The sequence below is a fragment of the Rhizobium sp. LARHSG275 genome, assembly GCF_052871115.1.
In genome coordinates this window covers 31,012-48,786 of the sequence record NZ_JBIXJN010000033.1, presented here as the reverse complement: position 1 = coordinate 48,786, position 17,775 = coordinate 31,012, and the positions used below count along the sequence as shown (strand labels likewise).

Genomic DNA, 17,775 nt, shown 5'->3' with positions numbered 1-17,775 from the left:
GCAGGCTCGAACCCGACAGGCCATCGACGACGCGCTGGCAGCCACCCTTCAAACCGTCTCGCCGAAAGAGTGCCAAAACTACTTCAAGGAAGCCGGATATGAACGGACATAAAACAATCCCGCTCTAGAGTTTTTCCGCGCGTTTTTTGGGCTGATGGCTTACGCAGACGTTCGTCTCAATTTCAACGCCAGCCAGTCGATAGATTACTCAGTTGGAGCGCCATATGCCCCTTTCGGTGATCAGAACCAGCCGTCAAACACCCAGACCGTCGAAGTATTCGTTGATCGTGATGCGGTCAAGCTGGCAAAATTGGGCCAGATAGCAGTGCACGATATAGACATGCTTCGAAGCAAGCCGGACACATTAGAATGCTACCATGAGCGCCGAAAAGGATACCCGGTTATCAACGTGATCGTTGACCGTGATATTAATCCGGTAGGCTGCCTTTACTCAGTGTTGCTGCAGTCGATCGGAATTGAGGGACCTTTCGGTGGGGTTGCTCCAACATATCGCGCCGGGGACATTCCCGGCTTCAGACGCAATGCCGAAATGGCGGCAGCATATGCCATTCGCGAATGCCGATCTGTCGTCGATAAAAAAGATCAGCTTGAGAAATGCCTGAGAGGAGTTCTCAAGGAAGGGAACTAAGGACCGCGGATTGGCCGATGCCGCCTCGAATTTCCGCGCGAGGCGCCGTCGATGGCAAATTTCCAGGGCTCCTGTTCAGCCAATACCTACCTTTTCCGTGAAAGCGGTGGCAGGCGGCGCTTGACGGGAGAGGCTTTGATCATCGCGGTGTTGGTCTCCGCCCTTTCGGCGACCTTATCGAGGATGCCGTCGAGGTCGGCCATCGAGCGGATGACCAGGCGGGCGATAAAACAATCCTCGCCCGTCACCTTGTCGCATTCGATGATTTCGGGAATGTCCTGGATGATCCGCTCGACGATGTGCAGCTGTCCCGGCAGCGGACGCACGCGCACGATCGCCTGCAGGGGATAACCGACGGCGGCGGGATCGAGATCGATGGTGAAGGCCTTGATGACGCCGCGCTCCTCCAGCCGGCGCAGACGCTCGGCGGCACTCGGTGAGGACAGGCCGACCTGCTGCGCCAGTTCTTTCAGCGAGATCCGCGCATTGCCGGCCAGCGCCTCCAGAATGGCCTGATCGATTTCGTCGAGCGATTGCACATCATTAGCCATGGCGATATATTTTCCTATTATGATTAGGCCAAGTCGGTTATTTTCTTTCTTATTATTATATAAAATCGCCTCCCGTCGCAATATTCTTCTGCCACCAAAATGGAGGCAATCATGGGCAGCGACATTAGACGAGGCACGGCGGAAATGACGGCAGCGATGCTGATCTCGGGGACCATCGGCTGGTTCGTCGTCATGTCGGGTCAGCCGGTCAGCGGGGTGGTCTTCTGGCGCTGCCTGTTCGGCGCGGTCACTTTGCTGGTCATCTGCGGCGCTCTCGGGCTGCTGCGGCCCGGCATCATCACGCTGCGCGCCTTCGGCATCGCCATATCAGGCGGCATCGCCATCGTCTTGAACTGGCTGCTGCTGTTTGCCTCCTATTCTCATGCGACGATCTCGATCGCGACGACCGTCTACAACACCCAGCCCTTCATGCTGCTGGTGCTCGGCGCGCTCTTTCTCGGCGAGAAGATCACCGCCACCAAGCTGTTCTGGCTGACACTCGCCTTCGCCGGCATGATTGCCATCGTCGAGGCAAAACCGGGGGCAGGCGGGGCGGCCTCTGACAGTTACGGCCTCGGCATCCTGATGGCGCTCGGTGCGGCTTTCTTCTACGCGCTCGCCGCCCTTGCTGCGAAATGGCTGAAAGGCACGCCGCCGCATCTGATCGCGCTCATCCAGGTCGCCACCGGCATGCTGATGCTGGCGCCGATCACGGACTTTTCAAATCCGCCGCAAGATGCAGGAGGCTGGGCGATCCTGGTGACCGTCGGCGTCGTCCATACCGGGCTGATGTATGTGCTGCTCTATGGCGCGATCCAGAGGCTGCCGACGCATCTGACAGGCGCCCTGTCCTTCATCTATCCGATCGCGGCGATCATGGTCGACCGGCTGGCCTTCGGCCACGCGCTGCAGCCGATGCAGATCGCCGGTGCCGCGATCATCCTGCTTGCCGCCGCCGGCATGAATCTCGGTTGGACGCCGCGTTGGCTGCGGCCGCGGGCGCTGGAGAGCTGAACCGGGCGTTCCGATAGGGAGGGCTGAGACGCCCGGGCCGACATTACCTCTGCGGGCGCGTCGTTTCGAACAGGAACCAGGTGCGGCGCTCGCCCTCGTCGATCCAGTTCTCGATCAGGCTGGCGGTCGCGACGTCATTATGCTCGTCGCAAAGGCCATGCACCTCGCGCAGCAGCGAAACCAGCTGAGCGTTATCCTCGCGCAGTTCCGACAACATGTCCTCGGGCGTGACGAAATCCGCGTCATTGTCCGAAAGGCGCTGCTGGCGAGCGATCTGGCCGATGGAGCGCAGCGTCGCGCCGCCGATCTTGCGGGCACGCTCGGCAATGTCGTCGGTCATGGCGAAGATCTGTTCCGCCTGTTCGTCGAGCAGCAGATGATAGTCGCGAAAATGCGGGCCGGACATGTGCCAGTGGAAATTCTTGGTCTTCACATAAAGCGTAAAGACATCGGCGAGCAGTGCGGTCAGCGCCGCCGAAATATCGGTAATGGCGTTGGTCGACAGGCTGGACGGCGTCTTGAGTGGCGAAAGTCTGCGGGCTTCGGCCGGCGTATGGGACATTTAATCTCTCCTTGGTGATGAAAATCTCCAGCGTCACCGGCCGGGAAACCGCGGCGGGCGCGCTGATCGCGCATTTGCAGAGAGAGAAATAGCAAGGCCTGGTCGCTTTCCAAGTAGATCATGGTCCAGCAGACCTATTCCTTATGGTTATGGACCGATCAGCGCCAATGCATTGATGAGGAAGCAGCGCTTGCCTATAGATGGGCGGTTGAACCCTGAGGGTTAAGAAGATGAGCCTCACCGTCCTGATCACCTATGCCGGAGCGCTGTTCATCGCCGCGGCCATTCCCGGACCCGGGATTACCGCGATCGTCGCACGCGCGCTCGGCTCGAATTTCCGCGAGACCTTCTTCATGGGTCTCGGCCTGGTGCTCGGCGACATGACCTATCTGACGGCGGTCATTCTCGGCCTTGCCTTCGTGGCGCAGACCTTCACCGAGGTTTTCATCGTCATTAAGATCGCCGGCGCCCTTTATCTCGGCTACATTGCCTGGAAACTCTGGACAGCGGGGCTGCTGCCGCAGGATATCACGGCACGCAAATCCACCAATATCGGCCTATCCTTCCTCTCCGGCCTGCTGGTGACGCTCGGCAATCCGAAGACGATGCTCTTCTATGTCGCCCTGGTGCCGACGCTGATCGACATCGGCAATATCGGCCTGCGAGACTATGCGATCCTGCTCGCCGTCACCTTCGTCGTGCTGATCGTCGTGCTCGTGCCCTATATGCTGCTTGCCTCGCGGGCCCGGACGATGCTGAAACAGCCGCGCGCCCTGCAGGCGCTGAACCGGGTTGCCGCCGGCATTCTCGCCGGCACGGCCGCCTTCATCGCCACGCGGGCCGCCTGAAATAAACATTCGGCAAGAAACGGTTTTCAAAGGTTTTTTTCTCTCCTGACCGCTCCTCCAGGTCGAACGCGGTCTGGCCTAGAACGGCCTTTGACCCTATTCTCCCCTTCGATTTCAGGAGCTGGATTTCAAAGGGAGAGCACCATGTCGCACAAGCCCGGCCGCGGCCGCATCTATTCTTCGATCACCGAGACCATCGGCGACACGCCGCTCGTGCGCTTCGACAAGCTGGCGCGGGAAAAGGGCGTCGTGGCGAACCTGATCGGCAAGCTCGAATTCTTCAACCCGATCGCCTCGGTCAAGGACCGCATCGGCGTCGCGATGATCGAAAGCCTCGAAGCCCAGGGCAAGATCACCCCCGGCAAGACGGTGCTGATCGAGCCGACCTCCGGCAACACCGGCATCGCGCTTGCCTTTGCCGCCGCCGCCAAGGGTTATCGGTTGATTCTCACCATGCCGGAGACGATGTCGGTCGAGCGCCGCAAGATGCTGGCGCTGCTCGGCGCCGAGCTGGTGCTGACCGAGGGACCGAAGGGCATGAAGGGTGCCATCGCCAAGGCCGAGGAACTGGCGTCCTCGCTTCCCGATGCCGTCATTCCACAGCAATTCGAAAACCCGGCCAATCCGGAGATCCACCGCAAGACGACGGCCGAGGAAATCTGGAATGATACCGAAGGCACGGTCGATATCGTCATCTCGGGCATCGGCACCGGCGGTACGATCACCGGCGTCGGACAGGTGCTGAAGAGCCGCAAGCCCGAGATCAAGATCATCGCCGTCGAGCCGGCCGATTCGCCGATCCTCTCCGGCGGCAATCCCGGCCCGCACAAGATCCAGGGCATCGGCGCCGGCTTCGCGCCAAAGATCCTCGATACCGGCATCTACGACGAGGTCGTCACCGTAACGAATGACGAGGCCTTCGAACAGGCGCGCCTGGTCGCCCGGCTCGAAGGCGTGCCGGTCGGCATCTCCTCGGGTGCGGCGCTAGCCGCCGCCATCAAGGTCGGCATCCGTCCCGAGAATGCCGGCAAGAACATCGTCGTGATCATCCCCTCCTTCGCGGAACGGTATCTCTCGACGGCGCTGTTTGAAGGGCTTGGGAGCTGAATAGCGAATAGTGAATAGTGAATAGTGAATAGCGAATAGCGAACAGCGAATAGCGAATAGCGAATAGCGAATAGCGAATAGGATGCGAATGGGTTTGGCATTCAGGCAAGCCAATTAGCTAACTATTCCCTATTCGTACTCCTATTCGCTTCTATCCTCACGCCGCCGCCGTCAATCTCTCCCCAGCAATCCGGTAGGAAATCGCTTCGGCGAGATGGATGCGGCCGACGGTCGGTTTGCCGTCGAGATCGGCCAGCGTGCGGGCGACCTTCAGGACACGGTGGTAGCCGCGAGCGGAGAATTTCATCTTTTCGGCGGCGTCGCGCAGCAGCTGCAGGCCGCTGGCATCGGGCTCGGCCAGTTTCTCGATCATCGCGGTTGAGCAGCGGGCATTGGTGCCGATGCCTTTTGCGCCTGCGCTTTCGAAGCGCTCCTGCTGGATCTCGCGGGCGCGGGCGACGCGGCGGGCGACGTCGGCGCTGGTTTCGGCGGCCATCGGCCGGATGAGATCGGCGGCGGAGACGGCCGGCACGTCGATGCGGATATCGATGCGGTCCATCAGCGGGCCGGAGATGCGGGCCTGGTAATCGCTCATGCAGCGCGGGCCGCGGGCGCAGGAATGGCCCGGCTCGCCGGCCATGCCGCAACGGCAAGGGTTCATTGCCGCGATCAGCTGGAATTTTGCCGGATAGGAGACGCGGTGGTTGGCGCGCGCAATGACGCATTCGCCGCCTTCGAGCGGCTGTCGCAGCGCATCGAGCGCCTGCGGCGTGAATTCGGGAAACTCGTCGAGAAACAGCACGCCGTGATGGGCAAGCGACGCTTCGCCCGGGCGGGCGCGTATCCCGCCGCCGACGAGGGCCGCCATGGTGGCGGAATGATGCGGGGTGCGGAAGGGCCGGCGATCGGAAAGCTTGCCGCCGGAGAGCTGGCCGGCGATCGAATGGACCATCGACACCTCCAGCAGCTCGGCGGCGGAAAGCGGCGGCAGGATCGACGGCAGCCTGGCCGCCAGCATCGATTTGCCGGAGCCCGGAGGACCGACCATCAAAAGATTATGGCCGCCGGCGGCCGCCACTTCGAGCGCGCGCTTGGCGCTTTCCTGGCCCTTGATCTCGGCAAGATCCGGCAGGTTTGCGGCATTGGCGCGGATCGACGCCTCCGGCCTGGAGAGGACCTGCGTGCCGCGGAAGTGATTGGCAAGGGCAATCAGGCTGCGCGGGGCGAGAATATCGACCTCGGCGCCCGCCCAGGCGGCTTCGGCGCCGCTTTCGGCCGGGCAGATCAGCCCCTTGCCGAGCGCATTAGCGCCGATCGCCGCCGGCAGCGCGCCTGAGATGGCGGCGATCGTTCCGTCGAGATTGAGTTCGCCGACGACGACAAAATCCGACAGCGCATCGGCGGGAATGGCGCCGAGCGCCGCCATCAGGGCAAGCGCGATCGGCAGGTCGAAATGCGAACCTTCCTTCGGCAGGTCGGCCGGCGCCAGATTGACGGTCACGCGCTTGGCCGGCAGCGCCAGGCCGGAGGCGTGGAGGGCCGCCTGCACGCGCTCGCGGCTTTCGGCAACCGCCTTGTCGGGCAGACCGACGATCTGCATGCCGACCTTGCCGGGCGCGACCATGACCTGAACCTCGACCGGCACACCTTCGATGCCCTGAAATGCCACCGTACTGACACGCGCGACCATATGCCCATCCCCTTGCCGCAAACTCTACGATACCGCCCGCCGACCCTTGAAGCGCGTCGCATCGATGCGATGCGCTTCAGGTCTTTATTTGATGCATGTCGTGGCCCCAAAACCGTTTCGCACTTTTGGGCGACAGGCATTAAGGCCAGCGGTTGCAATCTGGCATGGACGCCGGAATAAAACAAGAACAATCAAAGAACGTAGTCAGGCATTCGTTGTGACCTTGGTTGCGCTCGGCCGCGGGACCAGAACGGTCATGGGCAGCAGGCTCAGCCGCGCTTGCGCTCGATCGCGTCCCAAAGCAGGCTCGCGATATCGGCGCCGCCGAATTTCTTCACCTCGCGGATGCCGGTGGGCGAGGTGACGTTGATTTCGGTCATGTAATCGCCGATCACATCGATGCCGACGAGCAGGAAACCGCGTTCCCTCAGCGCCGGGCCGATGCGGGTGCAGATTTCCTGTTCGCGCGGCGTCAGCTCGGTCGCCTCGGCGCGGCCGCCGACATGCATGTTGGAGCGGCTGTCGTGTTCGGCCGGCACGCGGTTGATGGCGCCGGCGAATTCGCCGTCGACCAGGATGATGCGTTTGTCGCCCTTGCGCACGTCAGGCAAATATTGCTGGGCGATGAAGGGCTCGCGGAAAAGCTGGCCGAACATTTCGAGCAGCGAAGAGAGGTTGCGATCGTCGCGGGTCGAATGGAAGACGCCGGCGCCGCCATTGCCGTAGAGCGGCTTCAGGATGATATCGCCCATCTCGTCGCGGAAGCGGCGGATCTCGTCGGCATCCTTGGTGATCAGCGTCTTCGGCATCAGGTCGGAGAATTCGGTGACGAAGATTTTTTCCGGCGAGTTGCGCACCCAGGCCGGATCGTTGACGACGAGCGTCTTTGGATGGATGCGCTCGAGCAGATGCGTCGAGGTGATATAGGCCATGTCGAAGGGCGGGTCCTGGCGCAGCAGCACGACATCCATAGTCGAGAGATCGACGCGCTCCGGCGCGCCAAGTTCAAAGTGATCGCCCTTGACGTCGCGCAGCACCATCGGCTCGACGCTGGCATAAAGCTTGCCGTCGCGAAAGCTCAGGCGCTCGGGGGTGTAATGGAAGAGCCTGTAGCCGCGCGTCTGCGCTTCCAGGCTCATGGCGAAGGTGGAATCACCTGCGATATTGATGCCGGCGACATGGTCCATCTGGACCGCTACATTGGTGATCTTGGCCATTTCCATCCCTCGCTGAATGCCGGACAGATGTAGGTCGGCCAGATATCAAACGCAACGGGCAATCAAGGGCTTCCGGTCGCGGTTTTCAGGCAGCGATGCCCTGGTTGCCGCCGTTGCGCAGCATGTTGCGGAGGCGGTAGGCGATCGCCAAGGGCTTCGGGAAGGGCTTGCGCAGGAAGGCGACCTTGCGGACGTAATTGTCAACCCGCCAGCTCGCCCAGGTTCCGCCGGCAAAAAAGGCAACGTCGCCGGCGCAGAGCGTTCGTTCGGTGCCGTCCTCGGCGGTGATATGGACCTTGCCTTCGAGGATCATCACCGTCTCGTCCCAGCCGAAATACCAGCGGAATTCGCCCGCCGTGCAATCCCAGATCGCCGTTAGTGACGCCTCGTCATGGCCGCGCGAATGTTCGGCGGTGCGGGCCTGCGGATTGCCGCTGACGATCCAGTCCGGATTGATCGGCGTGGATTTCAGCGGCAGTAGATCGCTCGCATGTGCGACGAAGGATTTTCCGGCCGGCTTCGCCACGACATACGGCACGGAGCGCGCGGCCGTGGCGACCGCACTTGCAAGCATCAGCTTCCAGGCCATGAAACAACCCCCAATTGTTATCCCTACCGAGGGGGTAGCAGAGAGTCGTAAGAACCTGGTTCACGCGGGGACTAAAAGTTTAACGATCCGGAAATCCAATGGGGTCGAAAGGAGGTCAGAAGGCATCAATAAAGTGCCGCGGCAATCGGCCGGGCATGATTGCGACGATATCATAACGCTGGGAAAGGCGGACCTGATCCGCCTGACGGGCGAGCCAGAGATCGCTTGCCGCCCGTATGCGCTTCTGTGCGGCGGTAGAGACGGCATCGACTGCCGCGGCCTCGCCATGGCGGGCCTTGACCTCGACGAAGACGGCGAGATCACCCTTGCGGGCGATGATATCGATCTCGCCGAGCCGGGTGCGATGGCGCAGCGCCAGGATGCGATAGCCCTTCAGCATCAGGAAGACGGCCGCGACATATTCCGACATGCGGCCCCGGCGGAGCGCCTTCCTTCTGATGGCGGTGAGATCACTATCGCCCATCAGCGTTCTTGATCTCCAGCAGGCGCTGGTAGAGCACCTTGCGCGGCAAGCCGGTGAGGCGGGCGGCCTCGGTCGCGGCGCTGGCCGTCGGCATCGACTTCGACAGGTCGGCCAGCATGGCTTCGACATCGGCCGCATCAGTTTCGATCGGCTCCGGCGGACCGATGACGAGGACGATCTCGCCCTTGACGTTTTCCACCTGCTGATAATGCGCCGCAAGGTCGGCAAGCGTGCCGCGACGGAACTCCTCATAGGTCTTGGTCAGCTCGCGGCAGACGGAGGCGAGCCGAGCGGCGCCCAGCACATCGGCGGCGGCGAGAAGCGTTGCGCCGATGCGGTGCGGCGATTCAAAGAAGATCAGCGTTGCGGGTGCCGTAGCAAGTTCACCCAGACGGTCGCGGCGGGCCTTGTCCTTGGCCGGCAGGAAACCGGCGAAAAGAAAGGCATCGTTCGGCAGGCCGGAGCCGACAAGGGCTGCGAGCGGGGCCGACGCCCCGGGAATGGGAATGACGCGGTAACCTGCCGTTATCGCCTGCTGCGCCAGCCGATAACCGGGATCGGAGACCAGCGGCGTGCCGGCATCGGAAACCAGCGCCACCGAGCGGCCAGCTTCGAGCGCCTGCAGCAGCCTTGGGCCAGCCTCATCGGCATTATGCTCGTGATAGGCGAAAGGGCGGTTCTGGATGCCGTAGCGGTCGAGCAGCACGCGGGTGACGCGCGTATCTTCACAGGCGAGCACATCCGCGCCGGCCAGCGTTTCCAGCGCGCGCAGGGTGATGTCGCCGAGATTGCCGATGGGGGTGGCGACGAGATAGAGCGCCGGCTCCAGCGGCCGCGCCGGCACCGCCATATTGTGCAGGCGGAAGCTTCGCCGGCTGGCGGCGTCCGCTGTGGTTTCCTCAGTCATGCCATTTGCTTTCGTCCCGCCGGCTCGTCGTCGGCATCGAAGCCTTTATGGGCGAGCCGCACCGCTTCGGCAAGGGTTCGGATTTCTGTGAGCATTGCTCTGGAAAACCGCAAATGCAGGGGCGCCGGCGTCCATGCCTCTTGCAAAGCAATGCTGAAGTCTGCCATTTTGCCCGTCCACTCCCCCGGCTTCAGGCCGGGACAGCATTCTTCGGGTGCTCGACGCGCCCGGACAGTCACGGTCGAAAGCGGTAGCATCCCATGCGTATTACTATTGAGCGGTCAAACCTGTTGAAATCGCTGAACCACGTCCACCGCGTGGTCGAACGTCGCAACACGATCCCGATCCTGTCCAACGTATTGCTCAAGGCCGACGGCCAGAAGCTCGACATGAAGGCGACCGACCTCGACCTCGAAATCACCGAGGCGACCCCGGCAAGCGTCGAGCAGCCCGGCGCCACCACCGTTCCCGCCCATCTTCTCTACGATATCGTGCGCAAGCTCTCCGACGGCTCGGAAGTGCTGCTTGCCACCAGCACCGATGGCGGCTCAATGACCGTGCAATCCGGCCGCTCGAAATTCTCGCTGCAGTGCCTGCCGGAATCGGACTTTCCGGATCTCACAGCCGGCACCTTCACGCATTCCTTCAAGCTGAAGGCGACCGATCTGAAGATGCTGATCGACCGCACCCAGTTTGCGATCTCGACGGAAGAGACCCGTTATTATCTGAACGGCATCTTCTTCCACACGATCGAGAGTAACGGCCAGCTGAAACTCAGGGCGGTTGCGACCGACGGCCACAGGCTGGCGCGCGCCGATGTCGATGCGCCCTCCGGCTCCGAGGGCATGCCCGGCATCATCATTCCCCGCAAGACGGTCGGCGAACTGCAGAAGCTGGTCGACAATCCCGAGGTGACGGTGACCGTCGAGGTCTCCGACGCCAAGATCCGCCTGACGATCGGCTCGATCGTCATGACCTCGAAACTGATCGACGGCACCTTCCCGGACTATCAGCGCGTCATCCCCACCGGCAACGACAAGGAAATGCGCGTCGACTGCACGAGTTTCGCCCAGGCCGTCGACCGCGTCTCCACCATCTCCTCCGAGCGCGGCCGCGCCGTCAAGCTGGCGCTTTCCGAGGGGCAGCTGATGCTGACCGTCAACAATCCGGATTCCGGCAGCGCGACGGAGGAAGTTGCCGTCGGCTACGACACGGATGCGATGGAAATCGGCTTCAACGCCAAATACCTGCTCGACATCACCGCCCAGCTTTCCGGCGAGGAAGCGATCTTCCTGCTTGCCGATGCCGGCTCGCCGACGCTGATCCGCGACACGGCGGGCGACGATGCGCTCTACGTGCTGATGCCGATGCGCGTCTGACCGGAACGAAGGCCGCCCATTGCCGTTTTTCCTCCTGTCAAAATGGAGGATCCCATGACCAAAAAGACGGCAACGGTGCGCATCGGCGTATCCGGCTGGACCTATGCGCCCTGGCGCGGTCAATTCTACCCGAAGGACCTGCCGCAGAAGCAGGAACTTTCCTACGCCGCCCGGCACTTCCGGTCGATCGAGATCAACGGCACTTTCTATGGATTGCAGCGGCCCGAAAGCTTCGGCCGCTGGCGCGAGGAAACGCCGGATGATTTCGTCTTCGCGATCAAAGGACCGCGCTTCATCACCCATATGCTGCGGCTGCAGGATATCCAGACGGCGCTCGCCAATTTCCTCGCCTCCGGCGTTTTGCGGCTCGGCCCCAAGCTCGGGCCGATCCTCTGGCAATTCCCGCCGAACATGGTCTTCGACCCATCCCTGTTCGAAAGCTTTTTGTCGCTGCTGCCGCACACCCGCGACGCGGCGATCGCGCTGGCGAGACGGCACGACTGGCATATCAAGGCACCGGCCTGGCTTACATGCGACGGACATCAGCCGATCCGCCATGCGCTGGAGATTCGCCACGAAAGCTTCCGCGCACCCGCTTTTATCGAGATGCTTAGGCGCCACAAGGTCGCCCTCGTCTGCGCCGATACGGTGCAATGGCCGCTGCTGATGGATATCACCGCCGATTTCATCTACTGCCGCCTGCATGGCTCGGAAAAGCTCTATGTCAGCGGCTACGAGGACGAGGCGCTGGACATGTGGGCACAACGCATCCGCGCCTGGGCCACGGGCGGGGAACCGGAGAATGCGACGCGGGTGCTGGCGCCCGTACCGGCGCGCAACAAGGGCCGCGACGTCTATCTCTATTTCGACAATACCGACGTGAAGCTTCGCGCGCCCGTCGACGCCGATCATTTGAGCGAAAGGCTTGCCGACCTCATGCCGGGTTCGGCGCCGAAAGCCGCATGAGCTGTTGATGTCGATATCCTTGTTGCGAAAATCCTTGTCCCTTAAGCGACAAGCGGCATATTAAGGCATTCGATCAACATGCGGATGGGTGGAGAATGAGCTTACGGGTCAAGGTGAAGGAACGGCTGGGCAAGAGGTTCGACGACGAGATCCGCTTCTTCCGGGGAATGATGCAGGGGCCGAAGACGGTGGGCTCGATCGTGCCGACCTCCTCGATCACGGCGAAGCGCATGGCAAGCGTCGTCGATATCCATTCCGGGCTGCCGGTGCTTGAACTTGGACCGGGCACGGGCGCCATCACCAAGGCCATCCTCGGCCGCGGCGTCCGGCCGGAAAATCTCGTCGCAATCGAATATTCGACGGATTTTCATAAACATCTCAAGCGGACCTATCCCGGCGTACACTTTATCAACGGCGACGCCTTCGATCTGCAGAAGACGCTCGGCGATTTCACCGATCAGATGTTCGATTCCGTCGTCTCGGGCATTCCGCTGCTGAATTTCCCGATGGCGATGCGGATCTCGCTGCTTGAAAGCCTGCTCGATCGCCTGCCTGCCGGCCGGCCGGTGGTGCAGATTTCCTATGGCGCGATCTCGCCGATCGCCGCCAATCCCGATCGCTACCATATCCAGCATTTCGATTTCGTCATGCGCAATATTCCGCCGGCGCAGCTCTGGATCTATAAGCGCGGCTGAGATGTTCGGGATCTACATTACCCATCCGCAAGTCAGGATCGATGCCAACGTGCCCGTGCCGAAATGGGGGCTTTCCGATGTCGGCGCGGCGCGCGCCCGCAAAGCGGCCGAGAGCGGCTGGGCGAGGCAATTGCGGCGCATCGTCTCCAGCGACGAGACGAAGGCGATCGAGACGGCCGAAATACTGGCGGAAGCTTCCGGCGTGCCCGTCGAGGTCGTGCACGGCATGCACGAGAACGACCGCTCCGCCACCGGCTTCCTGCCACCGCCGCAATTCGAAGAAGCCGCCAACTGGTTCTTCGCGCATCCGGAGCAGAGCTTCAAGGGTTGGGAGCGCGCCGTCGATGCGCAGACCCGCATCGTCGAGGCCGTTAATGCCGTTCTTGCCACGCATGATGCGACGGCGCCGATCGCCTTTGTCGGCCATGGCGGCGTCGGCACGCTGCTCAAATGCCACCTGGCGGGCAGGCCGATCGGCCGTGACCGCGACCAGCCCGGCGGCGGCGGCAATCTCTATGCTTTCGGCCTTGCGGATCGCCGCTTATCATGCGACTGGACACCCATCGAAGACTGGCAAGGGTGACTTCAGATGGACGCACGCGAGCGGTTGATCGTCGGCCTGGATGTTCCAACGATCGGCGAGGCGGAAAGACTGGTTTCCACGCTCGGCGACGACATTCTCTTCTATAAGATCGGCTATCAGCTGGTCTTTGCCGGCGGCCTGGAATTCGCCCGCGATCTTGCCGCCAGCGGCAAGAAGATCTTCCTCGACATGAAGCTGCTCGACATCGACAACACTGTCGCCTCCGGCGTCGAGAACATCGCCAAGATGGGCATGTCGATGCTGACGCTGCACGCCTATCCGAAAGCAATGAAGGCGGCGGTCGAGGCCGCGGCCGGCTCCGGCCTCTGTCTGCTCGGCGTGACCGTGCTGACCTCGATGGATGCCGATGACCTTGCCGAGGCCGGCTACAGCCAGGATCCGCACAGCCTGGTGCTGCGCCGCGCCGAACAGGCGCGCGCAGCCGGCATGGGCGGTATCGTCTGCTCGGCGGAGGAAGCGACAGCAGTGCGCGAAATCGTCGGACCCGACCTGGCGATCGTCACCCCCGGCATTCGCCCTGATGGTAGCGACAGGGGCGACCAGAAGCGGGTGATGACACCTTTCGACGCGCTGAAGGCGGGAGCGACGCATCTCGTTGTCGGCCGGCCTGTCGTCAAGGCGCCGGATCCCCGAGATGCCGCCCGCGCGATCCTCAGCGAGATGGTGAGCGCACTCTGGCCGGCAAACCGCTAACCAGATTCAGGGACAAAAGGGAGAAGACCATGGCCAAAGGATACTGGATCGCCCGCGTCGACGTTCGCGATGCCGAGCGCTACAAGGATTACGTGACGGCGGCCAAGCCGGCCTTCGAAAAATATGGCGCGAATTTCCTGGCACGCGGCGGCGCCTTCACCGAACTCGAGGGCAAGGCGCGCGTCCGCAACGTGGTGATCGAATTCCCCTCGATGCAGCATGCGGTCGACTGCTATAATTCGCCGGAATACCAGATCGCCGCGAAAATCCGCCAGGAAGTCGCGGATGCGGAAATGGTCGTCGTCGAAGGCGTCTAGAGCGACGTTGTACCCTAAAAAACTGACGGTGTGATGGGCCTTCCCGTCGCGCCGGGATTCGGCTAAGACGAGAGCCAATCAAGCATCCCGCAAAGCCTTTCGAGGAGCCTGCCATGACCCTTGCCAACCTGCCGCCGCTCGTCACCGTATTCGGAGGGTCTGGCTTCGTGGGCAGGCACGTGGTTCGGGCGCTGGCCAAGCGCGGCTATCGCATCCGCGTCGCCGTGCGCCGTCCCGACCTCGCCGGTTTCCTGCAGCCGCTCGGCAATGTCGGTCAGATCTCTTTCGTGCAGGCGAACCTGCGCTATCGCAGCTCGATCGACCGCGCCGTCGACGGTGCGAGCCACGTCGTCAACTGCGTCGGCATTCTGCACGAAACCGGCCGCAACACTTTCGACGCCGTGCAGGAATTCGGCGGCCGTGCGATTGCTGAGGCGGCGCGCGGCGCAGGTGCGACGCTGACGCATATTTCGGCGATCGGCGCCGACGCGAAATCCGATTCCGACTATGGCCGCACCAAGGGCCGCGCCGAAACGGCCATCCTCTCGGTCAAGCCCGATGCAGTGATCTTCCGTCCGTCGATTGTCTTCGGACCAGAGGACAGCTTCTTCAACAAATTCGCCGAGATGGCACGCATGTCGCCGATCCTGCCGCTCGTCGGCGGCGGCAAGACGAAATTCCAGCCCGTCTATGTCGAGGATGTCGCCGAGGCCGTCGCCCGCGCCGTCGACGGCAAGGTCGCCGGCGGCCGAGTCTATGAGCTTGGCGGGCCGGAGGTGCTCAGCTTCCGCGAATGTCTCGAGACGATGCTGAAAGTAACGTGCCGCAAGAACCGGCTGATATCCCTGCCCTTCGGCATCGCTTCGATGATCGGCAGCATCGCCTCGCTGATCCCCTTCATAACGCCGCCGATCACGCCGGATCAGGTGCGCCTGCTGAAGCGCGACAATGTCGTCTCGAGAGAAGCGGAGGCGGAGGGCCGCACGCTGAAGGGCATCGGCATTGCGCCCACCATGGTGGCATCGGTGCTCGGCTCCTATCTCGTGCACTATCGTCCGCACGGCCAATACACCGGCACCGGCAAGGCCGCCTGAGCATCTTTTCCAGACGATGAGATTTGGCCGTCTGCGGATCCCGCGGGCGGCCTTTTTTGGCGTTGCCGTGTCCCGCAAAGCCCGGCGCAAGTTTGAAGTGTTCTGGTGCTCGGCATATTCAGCGGCGTTGCATAAAAGACGCATCGGAATTTTTGTGGAATTAACGCCAAATTTAGCGGGAACGTTTATTGCTATTTGCCATTCCACTGACTACCAAACCCGCGCGTCTTCCAACGGACTCAACGCCTGTGGTCGCGCGCGACAATCACTGTGAAAGGCAATTCTCGATGGGCAAGTCAATCGCGCTCCTGTTTGCGTGTGCGGCGCTGGTTATCCTTGCAGGCTCTTTCGTTGCGCCCGGTTCGGTCGCGGCGGTGAAGGGCGATTGCTCGCCGGCCTACGGCGTCGATCCTTGCTCGACGGCTTCGATCATCCATTGACGAAAAGCCCAGCCCCGCGCCGGCATCCTGCTCCAAGCAAGCAGTCGATCGGAATGCCTGAAACAGGGCACTCCACAGTGAACGTTACGTCTCGCCTGCATCGAAAGGGCGACGGGAGCGTATCCCCTTAATGGCTAACTGAAAGATCGGCACCTTGCCGGTAATCGGGTGCCTGCTTGTGCGGTCCGGCGGGGCATTTGCATTCGCGCCGGGAGTTGCGCGAATGCAATGCGGGATGGATGTCTCAGGCAATCAAGCCGGTCGCGGCCATGCCGAGCAGCAAGACACCGAGAATGATGCGGTAGATGGCAAACAGGGTAAATCGGTTGCTTCTGATGTAAGCAAGCAGCCATTTGACCGCGATGAAGGCGACGACGGTGGAAACGACGAAGGCGATGCCGAGCGCCGTCCAGTCTTCGCCTGCCGCTCCGCCATCCTTAAACGTCTTCAGCAATTCATAGCCGCTGGCGGCATACATTGTGGGTATGCCGACGAGAAAGGCGAATTCGGTCGCCGCGGCGCGGTTACCGGTACCCGCCAGCATCGCGACGAAAATCGTAGCGCCGGAGCGCGAGGTTCCCGGGAAGACGCCGGCAACGATCTGGGCGATGCCGACCAGGATGGCGACAAGCCAGGTGATCTCCTTATGCGGCGGCCTGCGGGCGGCGGCCCATTCGGCAAAGATCATCCAGATACCGCCGATGATGAGCGCCCAGGCGATCGGTGTTGCGGTCTCCGGAAGTTCAAAGCCGAGCTTCTTGACGATAAGTCCGAGAATCGCGGTGATGAGAAAGGCGACGATCAGCTTGGCGGCATAATCGCGGTTGGCGGGGTCGCGCCAGCCAAGCACCAGATCCAGCAGACGACGCCAGTAGATGATGGTGACGGCGAGGATAGCGCCCGCCTGAATGACGATGTTGAACATATCCGACCGATGTCCGAGCCATTGCTCGGCAATGATCAGATGGCCGGTGCTCGAGATCGGCAGGAACTCGGTGATTCCCTCTATGACACCGAGAATTGCAGCATTTATATAATCCATACATTGTCTCCGGTTTAAAGTTCGGTCGGGCCTGAGCGCTTGGGCCGATCGGGCTGCCGCTTCCATTCGTTCGTTAGACCGTGTTTCGCCATTATCAGATGGCCCGAAAAATCCGATTCGCTTGTATTGGCGGGGTCAAACTCCTATAGCTTCAACCAATGAGTCATGACTAGGGCGCTATAATCGAGCTCCCACACGGTCCTGTAACAGCAATCACAACGCCCGAGTATCGATGCCCACGCTTTATCATCATCCCATGTCATCCGCATCTCGCTTCGTTCGGCTGATCCTGGCGGAATACGGCTATCAGGCGGATCTGATCGAGGAGCAGACATGGGAGAAGCGCCGGGATTTCCTAGCGCTCAATCCGGCCGGCACCCTGCCGGTCTATGTCGACGACAGCATGCGCGCGCTTTGCGGCACGAGCGTCATTTCCGAATATCTGGACGAGACGCACGGCGTCTTGAAACGCGACCGGCGGCTGCTCGCCGAAGACCCTTTCCAGCGGGCGGAAATCCGCCGGCTGACCGAATGGTTCATGCAGAAGATGGAAAACGACGTGACCAAGCCGCTCGCCCGCGAGCGTGTCTATAAGTTGCAGATGAGCGCCGATCAGGGCGGCGGAGCGCCGGATTCGAAGGTTTTGCGCACGGCCCGCGCGAATATCCGCCAGCACATGCGTTATCTCACCTGGCTTGCCGGCTCGCGTCAGTGGCTGGCCGGCGAGCGGATGAGCTATGCCGACCTTGCCGCCGCGGCCTCGATCTCGATCCTCGATTATCTCGGCGAAATCGAGTGGGCGGATTCGCCCGTCGTCAAGGACTGGTACCAGCGGCTGAAGTCGCGTCCATCCTTCCGGCCGATGCTGACCGAGCGCGTACGCGGCCTGACGCCGGTTTCCCACTATGCCGATCTGGATTTCTGACG

At 62.0% G+C, this 17,775-nt stretch carries 22 protein-coding genes and 1 pseudogene; 14 read left to right on the top strand and 9 right to left on the bottom strand.

The features are described 5' to 3' along the window. Nucleotides 1-112: pseudogene (locus ACIPSK_RS30835) on the top strand (IS630 family transposase); the annotation flags it as partial. Nucleotides 113-154: 42 nt separating this feature from the next. Then, nucleotides 155-649, top strand: coding sequence for a hypothetical protein (locus ACIPSK_RS30830; RefSeq protein ID WP_246709579.1), 495 nt, complete (start codon nucleotides 155-157; stop codon nucleotides 647-649). Between the two features lie 86 nt (nucleotides 650-735). Here ACIPSK_RS30830 and ACIPSK_RS30825 read toward each other — a convergent pair whose 3' ends face one another. After that, nucleotides 736-1,200 (bottom strand): Lrp/AsnC family transcriptional regulator, encoded by a 465-nt coding sequence (locus ACIPSK_RS30825; protein ID WP_162115442.1) that lies wholly within the window; start codon nucleotides 1,198-1,200, stop codon nucleotides 736-738. A gap of 99 nt (nucleotides 1,201-1,299) precedes the next feature. On the opposite strand from ACIPSK_RS30825, the gene ACIPSK_RS30820 reads away from it, so the two are divergent. Then, complete coding sequence (locus ACIPSK_RS30820) at nucleotides 1,300-2,214, top strand: DMT family transporter (RefSeq protein ID WP_170257355.1); 915 nt, start codon at nucleotides 1,300-1,302, stop codon at nucleotides 2,212-2,214. Nucleotides 2,215-2,257: 43 nt separating this feature from the next. Here the strand turns inward: ACIPSK_RS30820 and ACIPSK_RS30815 are convergent, their stop codons facing one another. Beyond that, nucleotides 2,258-2,776: a Dps family protein gene (locus ACIPSK_RS30815; RefSeq protein WP_162115444.1), complete on the bottom strand. Its 519-nt coding sequence runs from the start codon at nucleotides 2,774-2,776 to the stop codon at nucleotides 2,258-2,260. A 230-nt stretch (nucleotides 2,777-3,006) separates the two neighbouring features. Here ACIPSK_RS30815 and ACIPSK_RS30810 point away from each other — a divergent pair, with 230 nt between their 5' ends. Both ACIPSK_RS30810 and cysK read left to right on the top strand, forming a co-directional pair. After that, nucleotides 3,007-3,624, top strand: a complete 618-nt coding sequence (locus ACIPSK_RS30810) for a LysE family translocator (protein WP_162115445.1) — start codon at nucleotides 3,007-3,009, stop codon at nucleotides 3,622-3,624. 144 nt (nucleotides 3,625-3,768) lie between these two features. Then, a complete protein-coding gene (gene cysK, locus ACIPSK_RS30805; protein ID WP_162115446.1) occupies nucleotides 3,769-4,731 on the top strand; it encodes a cysteine synthase A in 963 nt (320 codons plus the stop codon). 157 nt (nucleotides 4,732-4,888) lie between these two features. Here cysK and ACIPSK_RS30800 read toward each other — a convergent pair whose 3' ends face one another. The 6 genes from ACIPSK_RS30800 to ACIPSK_RS30775 all read right to left on the bottom strand — a co-directional run bounded on the left by ACIPSK_RS30800 (nucleotide 4,889) and on the right by ACIPSK_RS30775 (nucleotide 9,785). After that, on the bottom strand, nucleotides 4,889-6,421 hold the full coding sequence (locus tag ACIPSK_RS30800; protein ID WP_162115447.1) for a YifB family Mg chelatase-like AAA ATPase: 1,533 nt from the start codon (nucleotides 6,419-6,421) through the stop codon (nucleotides 4,889-4,891). A 269-nt stretch (nucleotides 6,422-6,690) separates the two neighbouring features. Further along, nucleotides 6,691-7,638 carry a glutathione synthase gene (gene gshB, locus ACIPSK_RS30795; RefSeq protein ID WP_162115448.1) on the bottom strand — a complete coding sequence of 316 codons (948 nt, stop codon included), beginning with the start codon at nucleotides 7,636-7,638 and terminating at the stop codon, nucleotides 6,691-6,693. 85 nt (nucleotides 7,639-7,723) lie between these two features. Beyond that, on the bottom strand, nucleotides 7,724-8,227 hold the full coding sequence (locus tag ACIPSK_RS30790; RefSeq protein WP_162115449.1) for a cupin domain-containing protein: 504 nt from the start codon (nucleotides 8,225-8,227) through the stop codon (nucleotides 7,724-7,726). Nucleotides 8,228-8,342: 115 nt separating this feature from the next. Next, nucleotides 8,343-8,711, bottom strand: a complete 369-nt coding sequence (locus tag ACIPSK_RS30785) for a YraN family protein (RefSeq protein ID WP_162115450.1) — start codon at nucleotides 8,709-8,711, stop codon at nucleotides 8,343-8,345. Further along, complete coding sequence (rsmI, locus tag ACIPSK_RS30780; RefSeq protein ID WP_162115451.1) at nucleotides 8,701-9,618, bottom strand: 16S rRNA (cytidine(1402)-2'-O)-methyltransferase; 918 nt, start codon at nucleotides 9,616-9,618, stop codon at nucleotides 8,701-8,703. Before rsmI ends, ACIPSK_RS30785 begins: the two co-directional genes overlap by 11 nt. After that, nucleotides 9,615-9,785 (bottom strand): hypothetical protein, encoded by a 171-nt coding sequence (locus ACIPSK_RS30775; protein ID WP_168724646.1) that lies wholly within the window; start codon nucleotides 9,783-9,785, stop codon nucleotides 9,615-9,617. Before ACIPSK_RS30775 ends, rsmI begins: the two co-directional genes overlap by 4 nt. 93 nt (nucleotides 9,786-9,878) lie before the next feature. Here ACIPSK_RS30775 and dnaN point away from each other — a divergent pair, with 93 nt between their 5' ends. The 8 genes from dnaN to ACIPSK_RS30735 all read left to right on the top strand — a co-directional run bounded on the left by dnaN (nucleotide 9,879) and on the right by ACIPSK_RS30735 (nucleotide 15,806). Next, complete coding sequence (gene dnaN / locus ACIPSK_RS30770) at nucleotides 9,879-10,997, top strand: DNA polymerase III subunit beta (RefSeq protein WP_162115452.1); 1,119 nt, start codon at nucleotides 9,879-9,881, stop codon at nucleotides 10,995-10,997. Between the two features lie 54 nt (nucleotides 10,998-11,051). Next, on the top strand, nucleotides 11,052-11,963 hold the full coding sequence (locus ACIPSK_RS30765) for a DUF72 domain-containing protein (protein WP_162115453.1): 912 nt from the start codon (nucleotides 11,052-11,054) through the stop codon (nucleotides 11,961-11,963). 95 nt (nucleotides 11,964-12,058) lie between these two features. Next, entirely contained in the window at nucleotides 12,059-12,658 is a 600-nt protein-coding gene (gene pmtA, locus ACIPSK_RS30760) for a phospholipid N-methyltransferase PmtA (protein ID WP_162115454.1), read from the top strand. Nucleotide 12,659: 1 nt separating this feature from the next. Next, complete coding sequence (locus ACIPSK_RS30755; RefSeq protein WP_162115455.1) at nucleotides 12,660-13,241, top strand: histidine phosphatase family protein; 582 nt, start codon at nucleotides 12,660-12,662, stop codon at nucleotides 13,239-13,241. 6 nt (nucleotides 13,242-13,247) lie between these two features. Then, nucleotides 13,248-13,955 (top strand): orotidine-5'-phosphate decarboxylase, encoded by a 708-nt coding sequence (gene pyrF / locus ACIPSK_RS30750; protein ID WP_017966664.1) that lies wholly within the window; start codon nucleotides 13,248-13,250, stop codon nucleotides 13,953-13,955. 29 nt (nucleotides 13,956-13,984) lie between these two features. Continuing rightward, nucleotides 13,985-14,272 (top strand): DUF1330 domain-containing protein, encoded by a 288-nt coding sequence (locus ACIPSK_RS30745; RefSeq protein ID WP_017990037.1) that lies wholly within the window; start codon nucleotides 13,985-13,987, stop codon nucleotides 14,270-14,272. A 113-nt stretch (nucleotides 14,273-14,385) separates the two neighbouring features. Further along, on the top strand, nucleotides 14,386-15,366 hold the full coding sequence (locus ACIPSK_RS30740) for a complex I NDUFA9 subunit family protein (protein ID WP_162115456.1): 981 nt from the start codon (nucleotides 14,386-14,388) through the stop codon (nucleotides 15,364-15,366). A gap of 287 nt (nucleotides 15,367-15,653) precedes the next feature. Continuing rightward, nucleotides 15,654-15,806 (top strand): hypothetical protein, encoded by a 153-nt coding sequence (locus ACIPSK_RS30735; RefSeq protein WP_003544729.1) that lies wholly within the window; start codon nucleotides 15,654-15,656, stop codon nucleotides 15,804-15,806. 244 nt (nucleotides 15,807-16,050) lie between these two features. Here the strand turns inward: ACIPSK_RS30735 and ACIPSK_RS30730 are convergent, their stop codons facing one another. Further along, entirely contained in the window at nucleotides 16,051-16,848 is a 798-nt protein-coding gene (locus ACIPSK_RS30730; RefSeq protein WP_162115457.1) for an undecaprenyl-diphosphate phosphatase, read from the bottom strand. 232 nt (nucleotides 16,849-17,080) lie between these two features. On the opposite strand from ACIPSK_RS30730, the gene ACIPSK_RS30725 reads away from it, so the two are divergent. Beyond that, the gene (locus tag ACIPSK_RS30725) at nucleotides 17,081-17,773 is read left to right on the top strand and encodes a glutathione S-transferase family protein (RefSeq protein WP_162115458.1); all 693 of its coding nucleotides are present in this window, start codon (nucleotides 17,081-17,083) and stop codon (nucleotides 17,771-17,773) included. The last annotated feature ends 2 nt before the right edge of the window (nucleotides 17,774-17,775 follow it).